Here is a 16429-nt window from a genome sequence, read left to right on the forward strand (position 1 = left end):
TGCACCGAACGCAGAAGCGTTTCAGCTCCTTCAGTCTCACTCAGCCCGCAACACCTGTCTGTAGGTATTTCGGGGGACAAGCCTCAGCCGCCGAAGCGACCCCATCCGATCTCAGGGCGGAGCGGTTCGCGCAGCGCGCGCGCCGACACCTGCCAGGCCGACGGACGCGGCTCGGGCTCGGCCACGGCATCCGCCGCTTCGCGGGTGTAGGCCTCGGAGACGACGGAGACCACGGCGGCGAGCTCCTCGGGCGTCGGTTCGCCGCGGCGGATGTCGACGCGCACCGCCTCCGTGGGGCCGTCGCCGGCGGGCTCGGCGCTCACAGCGGGATGTTCCCGTGCTTCTTGGCGGGCAGGCTGGCACGCTTGCCGCGGAGGGCTCGCAGGGCCTTCGCGATCGAGACGCGGGTCTGCGCCGGCTCGATGATCCCGTCGAGCTCGCCGCGCTCGGCGGCGAGGAACGGGGAGGCCACGTTGTAGGTGTACTCGTTGGCGAGCTTCGTGCGGACGGCGGCGACGTCCTCGCCCGCCTCCTCGGCCTTCTTGATCTCGCCGCGGTAGAGGATGTTCACCGCGCCCTGACCGCCCATGACGGCGATCTCCGCCGTGGGCCAGGCCAGGTTGATGTCGGCGCCGAGCTGCTTGGAGCCCATGACGATGTAGGCGCCGCCGTAGGCCTTGCGCAGGATCACGGTCACGAGCGGGACCGTCGCCTCGGCATACGCGTAGAGGAGCTTCGCTCCGCGGCGGATGACGCCGGTCCACTCCTGATCGGTGCCGGGCAGATAGCCGGGGACGTCCACGAGGGTCAGGATCGGGATCGAGAAGGCGTCGCAGAAGCGGACGAAGCGGCTGGCCTTCTCGCCCGCCTCGATGTTCAGGGTGCCCGCCATCTGCGACGGCTGGTTGGCGATGATGCCGACCGTGCGGCCCTCGATGCGGCCGAATCCGATGGAGATGTTCGGGGCGAACAGCGGCTGGACCTCGAGGAAGTCGCCGCCGTCGACGATGTGCGAGATGACCTGCTTGATGTCGTAGGGCTGGTTCGGGGAGTCGGGGATGACGGTGTTGAGCACGCGGTCGGCATCCGTCGTCTCCCACTCGAACGCGTTCTCGTACACCGGGATCTCGGACATGTTGTTGTCGGGCAGGAACCCGATGAGCGTGCGCGCGTAGTCGATCGCATCGTCCTCGTCCTCGGCGAGGTAGTGCGCGACGCCCGAGCGGGTGTTGTGCGTGTACGCGCCGCCGAGCTCCTCCATCCCGACGTCCTCGCCGGTGACGGTCTTGATGACGTCGGGGCCGGTGACGAACATCTGCGAGGTCTTGTCGACCATGATGACGAAGTCGGTGAGGGCGGGGGAGTAGACCGCGCCGCCGGCCGCGGGGCCCATGATGAGGGAGATCTGCGGGATGACGCCCGACGCCGCCGTGTTGAGGCGGAAGATCTCGCCGTACTTGCCGAGCGCGACGACGCCCTCCTGGATGCGGGCGCCGCCCGAGTCGAGGATGCCGATGATCGGCATCCCGCCGCGCATCGCGAACTCCATGACCTTGATGATCTTCTCGCCGGCGGCTTCGCCGAGCGAGCCGCCGAACGTCGTGAAGTCCTGCGCGTAGACCGCGACGGTGCGGCCGTGGATCGTGCCGACGCCGGTGACGACGGAGTCGCCGTAGGGGCGCGAGCGGTCCATCCCGAACGCGGTCGTGCGGTGACGGACGTATTCGTCGAGCTCGACGAACGACCCGGGATCGACGAGGAGCTCGATGCGCTCACGGGCGGTCATCTTGCCCTTGGCGTGCTGCTTCTGCTGCGCGGTGACCTCGGCATCCACGACGGCTTCCTGGTAGCGCGCGCGGAGGTCGGCGATCTTGCCGGCGGTCGTGGAGAGCTTGCTCTGGTCTGGCACGCATCCCACCCTAGCGAGCGACTCGCCCGAGGGCTTGGCGCTCCGGCACAACGGCTCCGCGAATCCCCTGTGCGCTTCCTCCGGTCTCCGAGCTCGTCGAGGGGCAGCCCCCACCGGTCCCCGACCCCCGGTCCCCGCTGCGCCCCGCCCCGCGCTCGCCCGGGGGTCGGCGTAGGGTGACCGGTATGACGATCTCCTCAGACGGCTACCCCCTCGCCGCGGCCGTGAGCCCCCGCGTACACGTGCTGGACGAGATCGACTCGACGAACGCCAAGCTGGTCCGGGACGCCGCGGCGGATCCCGACTCGCATCCGCACCTGTCCCTCGTCGTCACCCGTGATCAGCGGGCGGGACGCGGGCGCCTCGACCGGGTCTGGACGGCGCCGCCGGGGACCGCGCTCGCCGTCTCCGTGCTCCTGCGGGTCGGCGCCGTCACGCTCGCCGATCGCGGCTGGATCCCGCTGGTCGCGGGTGCCGCGCTCCGCGACGCCGTCGCCGCGCAGCTGCCGGACGCCGAGGTGAGCCTCAAATGGCCCAACGACGTGCTCGTGGGAGCCGGGACGGGGGCGCGGAAGATCAGCGGCATCCTCGTCGAAGTGGTCCCCTCCGATCCCCAGACCGTCGTCGTCGGCGTCGGGATCAACACGACCATGGAGCCCGTCGACCTTCCCGTGCCGACGGCGACCTCGTTCGCCGACCAGAGCGTCACGGCGGACGAGGATCGGCTGCTCGCCGACTTCCTGACCGGACTGCGCGACGGCATCGCCGACCTCGCGGTCGGCGGCGGCGCCGCGGTTGCCGAGCGGGTGGCCGCGCACTGCAGCACGCTCGGGCTCGACGTCGCGGTGTCCCTCCCCGACGACACGACGCTCCGGGGCCGCGCGGTGCGGCTGGATCCGGCCGGCCGCCTCGTGATCGAGGCGGAGGGCGTGGAGACCGTGGTCGGCGCCGGCGACATCCTCCACGTGCGCTGATCCCCGACGCCCCCGCTCCTGCCGCGGCCGACGCCGACCCTCGCCGCCGACCCGTGCCGCCGCGCCGTGCCGTCGCGAAAGAAGGGCGGATCGCGCGCACGCGACGCGAAACACCGCGAATCGGTCGAATGAGCCTGCTTTCGGCACGCCCGCCCGTCACAATGGAGGCGTGACCCAGCCCACCGCGTACACGGGGCGTCCGATCACGCCGGCGCCCGGCGCCGAGGTGCGCGAACTGCGGGTCGCCCGCGTGCGGTCGCATGCGCGGCGCCTCACGTGGTCGGCGCTCGTGCTGATCGCCGTGTGTGGCGCCGTCGGATACTTCACGGGCAACCTCCCGGCTCCGTTCGAGGACTGGATGCTGTGGTCCGCCGCCGGGCTCGTGGTGCTGGTGCTGGTCGTCATCCCGTTCGTGCGCTGGTTCTCACGCACCTACACCGTGACCACGCGCCGCGTCATCGCGCAGTCGGGCCTCTTCCGGCGTACCCGCACCGAGATCGGTCACGCGCGCGGCTACACGATCAGCGAACGGCGCGGACCGGTCCAGCGGATGTGGGGGGCGGGCACGCTGAGCCTGTCTAACGGCGTCGACGCTCCGCTGCGCATGGTCGACATCCCCTCGGTGCGCCTCGTGAACGAGGCCCTCGCCGACCAGGTCGAGGTGAGCCAGATCCTCGCGCACCGCGACTCTCACGCGATGCCCGTGATCCCCGGGCCGCCCCCGCTGCCGCCCGGACGTTGACGGCACGATGCCGGCCGGCGACCTGGGAAGATGGATGCCGACGGAAGGGGATGCCATGGCGTTGACACTCGGGATCGTCGGAGGCGGCCAGCTCGCGCGCATGATGATCGCGCCGGCGGTGGAGCTCGGCATCGACGTGCGCGTGCTCGCGGAGGAGGCCGGGATGTCGGCGGCGCTCGCGGCGACCGCCACCGGGGACTACCGCGACCTCGCCACCGTGCAGAGCTTCGCAGAGGGGGTCGACGTCCTCACCTTCGACCACGAGCACGTCCCGCAGGACGTGCTCCGTGCGCTCGTGGCCGCCGGGGTCGCCGTGCACCCGGGGCCCGATGCCCTCCAGTTCGCGCAGGACAAGCTGCTCATGCGCGCGCGCCTGGCCGAGCTCGGCATCCCGCAGCCCGAGTGGGCGGCCGTCGCGGATGCCGCGGGGCTGCAGGCCTTCCTCGACGCCAACGGCGGCCGCGTCGTCGTGAAGACCCCGCGCGGCGGGTACGACGGCAAGGGCGTCCGCGTCGTCTCCGACCCCGACGAGGTCGCCGACTGGCTCGCGGACGGGACGCTCCTGGCCGAGGAGCTCGTCGACTTCTCGCGCGAGCTCGCCCAGCAGATCGCGCGGCGCCCGTCCGGCGACCTCGTCGCGTATCCCGTCGTCGAGACGGTGCAGCGGGGCGGCGTCTGCGCCGAGGTCATCGCGCCCGCACCCCACGGTGCGCTGCGACTCGCCGAGGTCGCGGCGCAGATCGGCACGATCATCGCCGAGGGGCTCGGCGTCACGGGGATGCTCGCGGTCGAGCTCTTCGAGACGACCGACGAGCGCCTCCTCGTCAACGAGCTCGCGATGCGCCCGCACAACAGTGGGCACTGGGGTCAGGACGGCGCCGTCACCGGACAGTTCGAGCAGCACGTGCGCGCCGTCCTCGATCTGCCCCTCGGCGACCCCTCACCGCGCCAGCCGTGGGCGGTCATGGTCAACATCCTCGGCGGGCCGGTCGAGGGCACCCTCGAGAGCCGATTCCCGGCGGCGCTCGCCGCACACCCGGAGGCCAAGGTCCACACGTACGGCAAGGCGCCGCGACCGGGCCGCAAGGTCGGCCACGTGAACGCGACCGGCGAGGATCTGGACGCCGTGGTGTACGAGGCCCGCGCCGCCGCGGCGTTCTTCGCCGACTGAGCCGCGGGCGCGGCCTGCGTCCCGCCGAACCGGGGGCCGACGCGCGCCGTTCCGGGGGATTGTCAGGGTGCCGCCCTACCCTTGACGGATGACCTCGCCCCTGCATTCCTCCCCGTCTCCGCTCGTGGGCGTCGTCATGGGCTCGGACTCCGACTGGCGTGTGATGAGCGATGCCTCGCAGGCGCTCACCGACTTCGGCATCGGGCACGAGGTCGAGGTCGTCTCCGCCCACCGCACCCCCGACAAGCTCCTCTCGTACGGGCGTGAGGCCCGTTCCCGCGGCCTCCGCGTGATCATCGCCGGCGCCGGGGGTGCGGCGCACCTGCCCGGCATGCTGGCATCCGTCACCGCCCTCCCCGTCATCGGCGTCCCCGTGCAGCTGGCGACCCTCGACGGCATGGATTCGCTGCTGAGCATCGTGCAGATGCCCGCCGGCATCCCGGTCGCGACGGTGTCGATCAACGGTGCCAAGAACGCGGGGCTGCTGGCCGCACGCATCCTGGGCTCGGCCGACGGCGACCTCGCGGACCGGGTCGAGCAGTACGCGCGGGACCTCCGCGCGCAGGTGGACGAGAAGAACCGCCTCCTGAAGGAGTCCCTGTGAGCGTTTCCGCGCCGCCGCGCCCGCAGCCCGGCGCCCCCCGCCGACCGGCGTCCGAGGACGCGGGCGTCATCCTCGGCGAGCAGCCGATCCGTCGCCCCGACACGCGCTCCCCGCAGGTCATGACGCGCCGCGCCTGGTGGCTCGTCGCCCTGAACTTCCTCCTCCCGGGGTCGGCGCAGTCCCTTGCGGGCAGCCGCCGGCTCGCCCGCATCGGGCTCACGGCGACGCTCGTGATGTGGCTTCTCGTCATCGTCGGGATCGGCATCACCCTCGTCTCGCCGTCGCTGCTCACCTCGCTGATGACGAACGGGTTCTTCCTGCTCCTCGTCCAGATCGTGCTGCTCGCCTACGCGGTGCTCTGGGTGGTCCTCACGATCGACACCCTGCGCATCGTGCGGCTCGTGAAGCTCCGGCCGAAGGCGCGCCCGGTGGTGGCGGTGGTCGCGATCGCCGGCCTCGTGATCGGCGGCGGGAGCGTGACGTATGCCGCGCAGCAGCTGCTCGCGCCGGCGCGCGAGGCGCTGGCGTCCATCTTCACCAACAACGATCCGCCCGTCCCGCCGTCGAACGGGTACTACAACTTCCTTCTGCTGGGCGCGGATTCCGGGCTCGGGCGCGACTCGATGCGCTTCGACAGCATCTCGGTCGTGTCGGTGAACGCCGAGACCGGCGGCGTCCACATCACCGGCATCCCGCGCGACCTCGCCTACGCGCCCTTCTCCGAGGGGCCGATGCACGACGCGTACCCCGACGGCTTCGAGGGTCACTACTCGGAGTCGTGCGGCTGGGGCCCGGGGATCAACCAGCTCATGAACGCCGTCGAGATCTGCAGCGACGACGACGGCGCGAGCCTGTACCCGGATGCTGCGGCGCACTCCTCCACGCCCGCGATCGAAGCCACCAAGTCGGCCGCCGAAGGCATCCTCGGCATCGAGATCCCCTACTACGTCTTCGTCGACATGAAGGGCTTCGCCGACATCGTCGACGCGCTCGGCGGCGTCGACATCACGGTGCAGGAGCGCCTGCCCGAGGGCGGCGGCCCGTCCTACGAGGGCGAGCCCGCAGACGACTGGGCGATCGGATGGATCGAGGCGGGGCCCCAGCACATGAACGGCGACACCGCGCAGTGGTACGCGCGTTCGCGGTACACCACCAGCGACTGGGACCGGATGCGGCGCCAGCGTGAGCTCCAGCAGGCGATCCTCGCCCAGGCGAACCCCGCGAACGTGCTCCTGCGCTTCCAGCAGGTCGCCGCCGCCGGTGAGGATCTCGTGCAGACGGACATCCCGAACGGGCTGCTGTCGTTCCTCGTTCCGCTCGCCGCGAAGGCCAAGGAGCTTCCGGTGCAGACGCTCGAACTCACCCCCGAAGGGGCGGGGATCGACACCGACGAGCCGACCGACGAGGAGTACGCCGGCGTGCGCGCCCTCGTGCAGCAGGCGCTCTACCCGCCGTCGCCGTCACCGACTTCGGAAGGCTGAGGCCATGACCGCGGTGCTGAGAGTCGTGCTGGACCAAGTCGTCGCCGCGACGAGCCCCGACCTCGCGATGGCCTCACGGGAGCTGTCGCGAGCCCTCGTCGCGGGCGCGCCGGAGGGCTGCGCCGTCGAGGGCATCGTCCCGGCCGCGGCCGACGTCGCGGGCACCGTCGAGGGGGCCGTGCCCGGCCTCGTCGCCCTCTCGCGGATGGCCCTGCCGCGTCGTGAGCTCGCGGCCTCGTGGCAGCTCGGCGTCGCGCCCGGCGTGGGTGGCGGCATGATCCACTCGCCCACGCTGATGGCGCCGCTCGTCCGGCACGACCGGGTGCACGCGCACGACCAGATCGTCGCGACCCTGTGGGACCTGGACGCCTGGGAGCGCGCTGCGGAGATGCCCAAGCCGGCGGTCGCCTGGCACCGTGCGATGCTCAAGCGTGCCGCCAAGCACGCGGATGCCGTCGTGGTGCCCACGCACGCGATGGCGGAGCGGCTGACCGACCTCGGACCCTTCGGTGACAGGATCCGCGTGATCGCCGGAGCGGCTCCGCGGGGATTCGCCGTGCCGGTCGACGAGATCGGACGCCGACGCGCTCTCGACCTGCCCGAGGGGTACGTGCTCGTCGCGGGGTCCTCCGCGGCGTCGTCCGGGCTGGCGGAGGCGTTCCGCGCGGTGATCGGCGCGGCGCTGGACGCCGCGGTCGTCGTGATCGACGTCCCGGAGGGGGACGAGCCTGCCGTCGCCGAGCTCGCTGCGGCGTCCGGTCTCGGGGAGGGTCGGGTGCAGGTGCGCGGACCGCTCGAGGATGCCGACCGCGCGGCCGTCCTCGGGGGAGCGATCGCGCTGCTGGCGCCGTCGGATCTGTCGGCGTTCCCGTGGCGCGTCGTCGAGGCGCTCTCCGCAGGAGTGCCGATCGTTGCGACGGACACGCCGACCCACCGCGAGGTGGTGTGGGACGGCGGTGTTCTGGCCGCGGCCTCGGACGAGGGCGCTCTCGGTGAGGCGCTGGCGCAAGTCCTGGCATCCGCTGCGGCGGTCGAGCGCTACGGTGTGGTCGCCGCCGACCGCGGACGCGCGTTCTCCTGGGCGGGAGCCGCTGAGCGGGTCTGGCAGCTGCACGCCGACCTGTAGGGACCCGTCTGCGCTGACAGACCCCGCCAGGGGCTGCCTCAGCCCCGCGCCACCTCGGCACGGGCCTCGGCCAGGATGGTGTCGACGATACGCTGCGCTGCGCCGGGGGCGCCGAACAGATGGTCGGCGTTCTCACGCTGGATGACGGCGAGGCGATCGCCGTCCACGAAGATCTCGGAGGCGGCGCTCCGGGCGCCGGCGACGTCGGCGACGCGATGGACGCCGCGCACGAGGCGCTTGCCGACATCGTTGAACTCGATGTGCTCCGCCCGTTCCAGGAAGACCGTCGGCTTCCCCAGTACCTGCGCTTCCGTGATCATGCTCGGCCCATCGGTGATGACGACGTCGGTGGAGGCCAGGACGGGGGCGTACGCACCGCGCCAGTACGCGGTGTTCGGGAGCGCGTTCCAGGCATCGAGCCAATCGCGGAAGTCGGTCGCGCTGAGGCCGCTCTCGGGTCTGCGGATCGTGCCTCGCAGGTAGGGGTGATGCGTGAAGACGAACTGCGTGTCCGGCTCTTCCTCCGCCCATCGGAGCATGTCGTCCTTCACCCGGGGGAACATGCCGAAATCGTTCCATCCGTCGAGGATCGAGTGGTGTGCCGACCAGACCACCTTCGTCGGCCCCGCCGCGTCGTCGGCGAAGGGCCAGAACGGCGCCGCCCGGCGGAGCGCATCGGCTTTGGGGTGCCCGACGGCGCGGAACTGCCGGCCGCCGGTGAGAGTGCGATGGCGCGCGATCTCCAGGACATCGTCGTTCGCGCAGAACACCAACCACGCGGCGCGGTGCCAGTGCTGGTCGAGGGCGCTGTCGACCGGCGGGTCGTCCCAGGGGACATTCCGGGTCGGATTGACCGTCTCGTAGGGGATCAGGGCCAGGCGGGTCCACCCGAGGCTGTCCGCGGAGAACGCCGGGTTCACATCGGCATCCCATTGCGACTGCCGGAAGACGACGTCGGGATCGAGGGCGCGCAGCAGCTCCTCGGCCCACATGTGCTCGTCCTTGCGCAGCCGCAGGTGCGGGATGCCGCGTTCCGTCAGGAACCGGTGCATGCGCCCTTCCCCGCGCGGCGGCGCCTCGCCCCCGTAATGGTGGGGAACGCTCACGACGACGGGGTCGAAGTCCTCGCTCGCGCGCATGATCTCCACGACCTCGCCGATGGAGTCCCAGGCGTCCTTATTGTGGGCGAGGAACACGATGCGCAGCGCCTGACGCCGCAGCGTCCCGCGGCGGGCAGCCCGGTCGGCGGATGCGCGCACGTGTGCGACATACGCGGGGAAGGCGGACACCCGCGCTTCCAGCTCCTCCAGGCGACGGTCGCTCGCCGCCCGCATCTGCGCGATCTCCGCGCGCGCGTCATCGGCCCCTTCGCGCAGGGCGATGATTCCTTCGCTCATCACGCGAAGTCGCGTGACCAAGTTCCTGGCTCTCGTCATCGGGTTCCACTTAGCCATCCCACGAGACTATCTCCGCGGAGGCGACCCGGCGCACAGCGGGCCCCAGGGACGCCGACTCAGGCGCGCATCAGGGCGACGGCTTCCTTGCTCGGGCCGTCGAACGCGATGGCCCCGCCGCGCAGGAGGATGCCGCGCTCGCACAGCGACGACACCATGTCGAGGTCGTGGCTGACGACGACCAGCGTCTTGCCCTGGCTGTGGAGCTCGCGGATGCGCGCCAGGCACTTCTTCTGGAACGGTTCGTCGCCGACCGAGAGGATCTCGTCGATGAGCAGGATGTCGACCTCGGTGTGGATCGCGACGGAGAACGCGAGCCGCAGGAACATCCCCGAGGAGTAGTGCTTCACCTCGGTGTCGATGAACTGCGAGATCTCGCTGAACTCGACGATCTCGTCGAAGCGTTCGTCGGTCTCTTTCTTCGTCATTCCGAGGATCGCCGCGTTCAGGTAGATGTTCTCGCGGCCCGACAGGTCGGGATGGAAACCGGCGCCGACCTCGATGAGACCCGCGACCCTGCCGCGCGTGAGCACCTTCCCCTCGTCCGGCGTGAGCACGCCCGAGATGAGCTTGAGCATCGTCGACTTGCCGGACCCGTTGAATCCGAGGAGGGCGACGGATTCGCCCTCGCCGATCTCGAAGCCGACGCCGCTCAGCGCGTGGAAGTCCGTCGTGAGCGGCTTGCGCTTGAGGGCGGCGACGAAGGTCTCTTTGATCGAGTGCGTGTGTCGCAGCTTGAAGTCCTTGTGGACGTCGTCGACGATGATGCGGGGCATCCCGCTGTCAGAGATCCTGGGCAAAGCGACCCTCCAGACGACGGAACACGGCCTGGCCCAGAGCCAGGATCAGCACGGAGATCAGAAGCGCCCACCCGGCGAAGCCCCACATTCCCGGCAGGGGTTCCGCCCCCTTCGGGTTCAGGGGGAACCAGATTCCGTAGTGGAAGAGCTCGACGGCGGGCGTGAGCGGGTTGAGTCGGTAGATCGTGAACAGCCAGTCGGGCACCTGCGAGGCGACCATCTGCCAGTGATACATGACCGGCGAAGCCCAGACGGCGCACATCACGATGATCTCGACGAAGCTCTGCGCGTCTCGGAAGGTCACGTTGATCGCCCCGAAGAGCATCCCGAGTCCGGTCGCCAGAAGCGCGACGATCAGCAGTCCGAGCAGGAGAGCGGCGATCTGCACCACGGTCGGAGCCCATCCGAAGATCAACGCGATGGCGATGACGACGACGATCTGCGGAACGGTGTTGATGAGCGCGACGAGCATGCTGGAGACGGGGAACATCTCGCGCGGGAGGTAGATCTTCTTGATGAGCGCGGCGTTGTCCACCAGCGACCGGGTCCCGTTGGAGAAGGCCTCGTTGAAGAAGGTGACGATGGTGATGCCGGCCAGGATGTAGATCGCGTAGAAGTCGATGCTCTTGTTCAGCGCGAGGAAGACGCCCAGGGCGACGTAGAACACGAGGAACTGGACGAGCGGCTTCACATACGACCAGAGCCATCCGAAGATCGACCCGCGGTAGCGGATCTGGATCTCCTTGCGCACGATGAGGTTCAGCAGGTGGCGGCGAAGGAGGACGTCCTTCAGGCCCCTGCTGCGGCCTGGCTCCTCGAGCACGGCGTCACTCGCGTCGCGTCGCATGGATACCTCCGGAGTGCAGGTGGTTCCCGATTTCGGGCAGGAATGTGGGGGGCAACGACGGCTCGGCGGGGCGGATCGTCGGTCAGTGGGTGCGCGCGAGCGCGGGGGAGACCTGCTCGGCTTTCGGGTTGAATCTGATCGCCGCCAGGAGGCGACCGGTGATGCGGCGGCGCAGGTGCCACGCGACGCGCCCGCGGTGCATGAGGATCTCCACCCGTGCGACGAAGCGCAGGTACGAGAGGAGCGATTCGTGGTGCAGGTGGTACGACGCCTCGTTGCGCGCCCCGTAGGCGAACTTCCAGATGTTCTGATCGTCGACCCGGGAGAAGTCGCCTGCGACGTTGGTCGGGGTGTCGTGGATGACCTTGCTGTCGAGGATGCAGACGCCCGGTCCGATGCCCACGCTCGCCATCCGTGCGTAGGCGGCGTCATCGAACCAGATGAAGTACTCGCGTAGGGGGAGGCCGATGCGCTCGACGGTCTCGCGCGAATACAGCGCGGAGACGAACGAGCAGGTCTGCACGAGGAATGCCCGCTGACCCTGCACCCACAGTCGCGCCCACTTCCAGTCGGGAGCGGCGATGTTCATCTCGGCGAGCTCGTTGTGGTCGAAGTGCACGAGCGAGCAGGCGAAGGGGACACCTCCGGGCATGGCCTCCATCGCCTGGTCGTACCCGTCGACGAGCTTTTCGAGCGCTTCCGGCTCGGGATAGCAGTCGTCGTCCATCAGCCAGAACAGGTCGGCTCCGAGGTCGTACGCGCGCTTCATCCCCGTGGCGAACCCGCCGGCGCCGCCGGTGTTCTCCTCGAGGCGCGTGATGTCGAGAGAGGGCTCCGTGAGCCCTGCCAGGTATTCCGCGGTGCCGTCGTCGGACGCGTTGTCGACGATGACGACCCACTCGGGCGGAGTCGACTGGGCGGCGAGCGAACTCAGGACCGTCTTCAGCTTCTCGAGCCGGTTGAAGGTGACGACCACTGCGGCAACGCGCTGGGACACGGAGGGGCCTTTCTCGGAGGACGGGTGCGGATTCATCGGCGCCGCAGTCGCAGCTTCGAGAGCGGACGGTGCAGGGCGCGGCGGATCGTCTGCTGGAGAGAATAGTGGCGCACCGTCTCCTCGATGTACTTCGAGAGGTACAGCAGCCCGCCGATGCCGTTGCGATCGATGTATTCGCGCAGCGCCTCGTCACGGACCATGCGATCGAACTGCATGTGTCCCAGGCTCTCGCCGAAGACGCTGTTCGACGCCGCGCCGGTGGCGTGCGGTCGCTGATGCCAGAACGCGAGGGGCGTCTCTCCGACGAAGAGGATGCGGCCGTGACGGATCAGCCGCAGATTGAACTCCCAGTCGCCGACGACCTTCAGTGCAGGGTCGTACCAGCCGATCTCGTCGTAGATGCGGCGGCGGACCAGGAGGCTGATCGGCACCACGCGGTTGGTCTGGAGCAGATCGTAGATCGTGACGATCTCGCCCGGCGGAACGAAGGGCGCGCGGCCCAGCTCGACGACGCGGTCCGGACTCACCCGCTCGAACACGATCTCGGTGCGTGCGGCCGCCGCGACGGCATCCGGGTCGGCATCCAGGGCATCGACCATCACCTCGAGGAAGGTGGGATCCCAGGTGTCGTCGTCGTCGTGGATGATGACGAACTCGCCGTTCGCCCGCTGGGCTCCGAGGTTGGCCGCGGCCTCCATCGATCCGGTTCCGCCATCGACGTGGATGACCTCGACGCGACCGTCGAAGGAGCTCTCACGCTGGGCGATGAGCGCGTCGACAGGTCCGGGTCGGCCGCCGTCGTTCACGATGACCAGACGCCAGTCGGGGAGGGTCTGGGCGATGACGTCGTCGAGGGCCCGCGAGAGGAGCTGCTCGCGATTCTTCGTTCTGATGACGACGGTGACTCGCTCGCGATGATTCGACACTCGGTAGACCCCTGATGTAGCGCGGTGACGCCGACTGTCGGCGGGCACGAGGATTCAGTGTATCCGACGGACCCTGAGCGACTGATCGATGCCTGCAGACGTCGCCGGCGTCAGGCCGGGGCGCCCAGCAGCCAGGCGAGCCGTTCCTCCGATGCCAGCTGCCGGATGGACGGGATGCGCCCTCCGCCGAGGGCGATGAGCGTCTCCACCCGCTGGACGTGCCGGAGCTTCCCCCCGCTGACGAGGTACACCTGCGCGTAGCCGGCGAACTGGACGAACGCGCCGTCGGGCTGCGGGGTCCGAGCGGCGATCGGCGTTCCGGTGGGGAATGCCGGGGCGGCCGCGCGCGGGACGATGGCGATCGAGGGGACGCGGCCGCCCCCCAGGTAGGTGAGCGTCGCGTAGTCGGTGATGTGATGGAGTTCGCCCTCCACGAAGCGATACACCTCGTCGCCGCCCGTGATCTGCGCGAACGAGTTCTCAGCCAGCAGGGGGACGTCGCCGATCTCGTCGCCATAGGTGTAGGCCTTGGCGAAGGACGCAGGCAGGCGCGAGATCGTGGGCACACGACCCCCGCCGAGGGCGACGAGGCTTCCGAAATCAACCACGTGGCGAAGGCTGTCCGCCGAGTTCCAGTAGACCTCGGGCTGACCGTCGAACTGGACGAACGCCCCGCTCTCCAGCGCAGGGGCCGTGAGCCCCACGGCGTCCACGGTCGCCTTCTGCCACGGGAGGATGACGAGGGGTCGCCCCCCGTTGAGTGCGGAGAGCTGTCCGGGCGTGCGCACGTGCTGCAGCTTGCCGGCCGAGATCACGTAGATCTCGGGGGCCCCGGCAGGCTGAACGAACACGGGTGTCGACACCGCCCCGCCCCTCGGGAATGCGGCGCACTCCGCGGGGGAGAGCCGGATCGTCGCGAGGCCGGTCGAACCGCTCAGCGGGCGCAGCGCACCGCCCGCCGCGATGTACTGATCATCGCCGCACATCACGACGGGAGTGAGCATCCCGTTCTTCGCGACGCTCTTGGCCATCGTGGCATCCGGCACCACCTTGTACGACGTGGCGCCGTATTCCGCCGCCAGGGCGAAGCTCGGGATATGGATGACCGTCGACGTGGGGGTGGTCATGTACACGTCGCCCGACGTCGTCGCGCGGACGAGGGTGTTCGGCGCGAAGAACGTCGGACCGCGGGGGATCCGCTTGAAGGCCCCGGCATCCATGGTCGCGATGTAGCTGCTCTTGTCCCGCGCAGCGAAGGCATAGGCCGGGGTGTCGTAGACGTAGCGGAGGAGGCCGTTCTCGAGGTAGTAGACCTCGCCCTTGCCTCCGCTGGACCGGGAGAAGGTGCCGACCTCCTCTCCGGTCGCGAAGGCGTCGACGAGACCGGGTTCGAGGTTGACGTACGAGGAGAACGCGTAGCCGAACATCGCGATCTGATCACCGGAGGTGAACCGGTGCTTCGTGCCGTCGAGCTCGAGAAGATAGAGAGTGCCGCTCCGCGCGTCGTGCACATACCGGCTCATGGTCCGTCCCGTGGGCAGGGAGTCGAGGTAGGCGGAGGGGACGACCTGCAGCCCGCCCAGTCCGGCGCCCAGCGCGGTGAGATCCGTCGAGGTCGCGACGGGGTACTTCACTCCGCCGTTGACGAGGTAGACCCGGTCCCGGGCCGGGCCTGTGACGATCGGACCGTAGGAGCTCTGGGTGCTTCCGAACCAGTCGACGAAGTAGTTGTAGAAGTTGCGGTTGCCGTAGGACGAGCACCCATCGCCGAGACCGTAGCCCGCGCGGATGGCGGCGCCGTTCGGCTGGTACGGCGTGTAGTAGTAGAGGTTCGCAGTCGCCTGGTTCTCGATGTACACGGGTGATGTCCCGCAGGCCTCGTTCGGGTGGAATCGCACGTTCCAGGTCTTGCCCGGGGCGTACCAGGTGAAGAACCTGCTCGTCCCCGGAGGATTGGCGTAGCGCTTGAACTGCCAAGCTGCGCCCTGCATCTGGTTGAAGAACCCGTAGTAGGTCGAGTCGCAGGCGGCGGTGTCCGGACACCCTTGACCCATCGATGCCCGGTACTGACCGGCCGTCGGCCAGGTGTCGGTGACGAGACCCTGCTCCTTCTGCAGCGTCACCAGGAGCACCTGAGGGTTGATGCCGCAGGCTTGAGCGACTTTGAAGATGATCCGCGACGCGCGCTCGGATCCTCCGCCCGCGTACGCCCCGCACATCGCATCCTGGGGGATGGAGCGCGTCGTGTCGTACTTGTCCTTCAGGCAGGTGTAGCCCCGTCGGCACTCGGACACCTTCGACTCGAGGAACGCCTGGATCTGCGCCTCGCTCATGGACATCGAGTTGAAGAACACGGCGTCGCTGATGATGTTGCCCGGACGGAACGATCCGAGGTCGGCCGCCTTCTGGATCCCGGCGTCGATCTGGATCCCGGTGTCGACGGTCGTGCTCTCCACCGCAGGGGCCGCGTGCGCGGGCGCGATCCCCAGGGCCAGGACGAGGGCCGATGCGACGACGACGGCGGCGGCCCACAGGCGAAGAGAATGGTGCGCAATCGTAGTCACGTTCCTATTGTGACTTATGAGGCGCCCGTGAACTACTGGGGATTTTGGTGGGAGCTTCTCCGCACCCCTCAGCGCCGCCCTGCCGAGAAGAACGCGCGCAGCAGCATCCAGCGCGCGGCGAGGACCTTGCCGGCCGAACGCGGCTTCGGGGTGGACGCGTTCGCGGCGTGGACGCGGCGACGGAGCGTGGGGGGTTCGACGTGCGTCATCAGTCCGTGCCTGTTCGCGACCGTCGCGATCCACAGATCGTGCGATTCGGTCAGGTAGGCGGGGAAGGGCAGGACGCGCTCCAGCGCGTCGCGGCGGATCGCCATGGTGCAGCCGAAGTACGGGATGTCGCCCGCGAGGATGAGCAGCTCGTTCCGCCAGCGCCGACGGGAGTCCGCTTCTCTCAGGAGCCAGGGCCGTCCGGTGAGGGGAGAGCGCAAGGGCTCGTCCGAGCCCAGCAGGACGAGGTTCGACGCAGCGATCCCGCGCGTCGTCGCGGCCTGCAGGAGGAGGTCGCGACGGCCGGGAACCCACACGTCGTCCTGGTCGGAGAGGATCAGGACATCGCCGGCGGCCTCGCCCAGCGCGCGCTCGAACGTGCGGACGTAACCCCGGTTGGTCTCATTGCGGACGATGCGGATGCGGGGATCGCCGATCGCCTCGATGACGGTGACGGTGTCGTCGGTGCTCGCGTCGTCGACCACGACGACCTCGTCGTCGGCGCCGATCTCGGCGAGGATCGAGCCGAGCTGCTCCGTGACGTAGGACGCTCCGTTGTACGTGGCCATGCACACGCTCACACGCTGATCCACGGACTCCGCCGCCTTCCGGGTTGGGGACGTGGCG

Annotated in this window: 15 protein-coding genes; 6 read left to right on the forward strand and 9 right to left on the reverse strand. The window is 69.6% G+C overall.

Translation table 11 applies throughout. The features are described from left to right. Window positions 1-83 precede the first annotated feature (83 nt). Window positions 84-323 carry an acyl-CoA carboxylase subunit epsilon gene (locus J0P97_RS08975; RefSeq protein ID WP_215487445.1) on the reverse strand — a complete coding sequence of 80 codons (240 nt, stop codon included), beginning with the start codon at window positions 321-323 and terminating at the stop codon, window positions 84-86. Next, entirely contained in the window at window positions 320-1909 is a 1590-nt protein-coding gene (locus J0P97_RS08980; protein ID WP_215487446.1) for an acyl-CoA carboxylase subunit beta, read from the reverse strand. The genes J0P97_RS08975 and J0P97_RS08980 overlap by 4 nt, the downstream gene beginning before the upstream one ends. A 185-nt stretch (window positions 1910-2094) precedes the next feature. Between J0P97_RS08980 and J0P97_RS08985 the strand changes: the two genes are divergently transcribed. The 6 genes from J0P97_RS08985 to J0P97_RS09010 all read left to right on the forward strand — a co-directional run bounded on the left by J0P97_RS08985 (window position 2095) and on the right by J0P97_RS09010 (window position 8007). Beyond that, window positions 2095-2883 (forward strand): biotin--[acetyl-CoA-carboxylase] ligase, encoded by a 789-nt coding sequence (locus tag J0P97_RS08985; protein WP_215487447.1) that lies wholly within the window; start codon window positions 2095-2097, stop codon window positions 2881-2883. A gap of 169 nt (window positions 2884-3052) precedes the next feature. Next, entirely contained in the window at window positions 3053-3625 is a 573-nt protein-coding gene (locus J0P97_RS08990) for a PH domain-containing protein (RefSeq protein ID WP_215487448.1), read from the forward strand. Window positions 3626-3680: 55 nt separating this feature from the next. After that, on the forward strand, window positions 3681-4796 hold the full coding sequence (locus J0P97_RS08995) for a 5-(carboxyamino)imidazole ribonucleotide synthase (protein ID WP_215487449.1): 1116 nt from the start codon (window positions 3681-3683) through the stop codon (window positions 4794-4796). 136 nt (window positions 4797-4932) lie between these two features. After that, window positions 4933-5400, forward strand: a complete 468-nt coding sequence (gene purE / locus J0P97_RS09000) for a 5-(carboxyamino)imidazole ribonucleotide mutase (protein WP_215487551.1) — start codon at window positions 4933-4935, stop codon at window positions 5398-5400. Beyond that, a complete protein-coding gene (locus J0P97_RS09005; protein WP_215487450.1) occupies window positions 5397-6881 on the forward strand; it encodes an LCP family protein in 1485 nt (494 codons plus the stop codon). Before purE ends, J0P97_RS09005 begins: the two co-directional genes overlap by 4 nt. A 4-nt stretch (window positions 6882-6885) precedes the next feature. Further along, on the forward strand, window positions 6886-8007 hold the full coding sequence (locus tag J0P97_RS09010; protein ID WP_215487451.1) for a glycosyltransferase: 1122 nt from the start codon (window positions 6886-6888) through the stop codon (window positions 8005-8007). 38 nt (window positions 8008-8045) lie between these two features. On the opposite strand, the gene J0P97_RS09015 is transcribed toward J0P97_RS09010, so the two are convergent. From J0P97_RS09015 to J0P97_RS09045, 7 genes are all read right to left on the reverse strand, one after another. Further along, window positions 8046-9404 (reverse strand): glycosyltransferase family protein, encoded by a 1359-nt coding sequence (locus tag J0P97_RS09015; protein WP_215487452.1) that lies wholly within the window; start codon window positions 9402-9404, stop codon window positions 8046-8048. 116 nt (window positions 9405-9520) lie between these two features. After that, a complete protein-coding gene (locus tag J0P97_RS09020) occupies window positions 9521-10237 on the reverse strand; it encodes an ABC transporter ATP-binding protein (RefSeq protein WP_215487453.1) in 717 nt (238 codons plus the stop codon). Between the two features lie 7 nt (window positions 10238-10244). After that, window positions 10245-11108: an ABC transporter permease gene (locus J0P97_RS09025; protein ID WP_215487454.1), complete on the reverse strand. Its 864-nt coding sequence runs from the start codon at window positions 11106-11108 to the stop codon at window positions 10245-10247. An 82-nt stretch (window positions 11109-11190) separates the two neighbouring features. Then, complete coding sequence (locus J0P97_RS09030; RefSeq protein ID WP_308163529.1) at window positions 11191-12105, reverse strand: glycosyltransferase; 915 nt, start codon at window positions 12103-12105, stop codon at window positions 11191-11193. 32 nt (window positions 12106-12137) lie between these two features. Beyond that, window positions 12138-13031, reverse strand: coding sequence for a glycosyltransferase family 2 protein (locus tag J0P97_RS09035; protein ID WP_215487456.1), 894 nt, complete (start codon window positions 13029-13031; stop codon window positions 12138-12140). Between the two features lie 110 nt (window positions 13032-13141). Further along, the gene (locus tag J0P97_RS09040; RefSeq protein ID WP_215487457.1) at window positions 13142-15595 is read right to left on the reverse strand and encodes a LasA N-terminal domain-containing protein; all 2454 of its coding nucleotides are present in this window, start codon (window positions 15593-15595) and stop codon (window positions 13142-13144) included. A gap of 68 nt (window positions 15596-15663) precedes the next feature. After that, the gene (locus J0P97_RS09045; protein WP_308163530.1) at window positions 15664-16395 is read right to left on the reverse strand and encodes a glycosyltransferase; all 732 of its coding nucleotides are present in this window, start codon (window positions 16393-16395) and stop codon (window positions 15664-15666) included. Window positions 16396-16429 lie beyond the last annotated feature (34 nt).

The sequence above is a fragment of the Microbacterium flavum genome (assembly GCF_018717645.1).
Taxonomy (GTDB): Bacteria; Actinomycetota; Actinomycetes; order Actinomycetales; family Microbacteriaceae; genus Microbacterium; species Microbacterium flavum.

What these genes read in the sequence shown, in the direction of transcription:
- J0P97_RS08985 (WP_215487447.1), top strand. Translation starts at nt 2,095, where the DNA reads ATGACGATCTCCTCAGACGGCTACCCCCTCGCCGCGGCCGTGAGCCCC.
- J0P97_RS08995 (WP_215487449.1), top strand. Translation starts at nt 3,681, where the DNA reads ATGGCGTTGACACTCGGGATCGTCGGAGGCGGCCAGCTCGCGCGCATG.
- purE (WP_215487551.1), top strand. Translation starts at nt 4,933, where the DNA reads ATGGGCTCGGACTCCGACTGGCGTGTGATGAGCGATGCCTCGCAGGCG.
- J0P97_RS09010 (WP_215487451.1), top strand. Translation starts at nt 6,886, where the DNA reads ATGACCGCGGTGCTGAGAGTCGTGCTGGACCAAGTCGTCGCCGCGACG.
- J0P97_RS09015 (WP_215487452.1), bottom strand. Translation starts at nt 9,404, where the DNA reads ATGAGCGAAGGAATCATCGCCCTGCGCGAAGGGGCCGATGACGCGCGC.
- J0P97_RS09020 (WP_215487453.1), bottom strand. Translation starts at nt 10,237, where the DNA reads ATGCCCCGCATCATCGTCGACGACGTCCACAAGGACTTCAAGCTGCGA.
- J0P97_RS09025 (WP_215487454.1), bottom strand. Translation starts at nt 11,108, where the DNA reads ATGCGACGCGACGCGAGTGACGCCGTGCTCGAGGAGCCAGGCCGCAGC.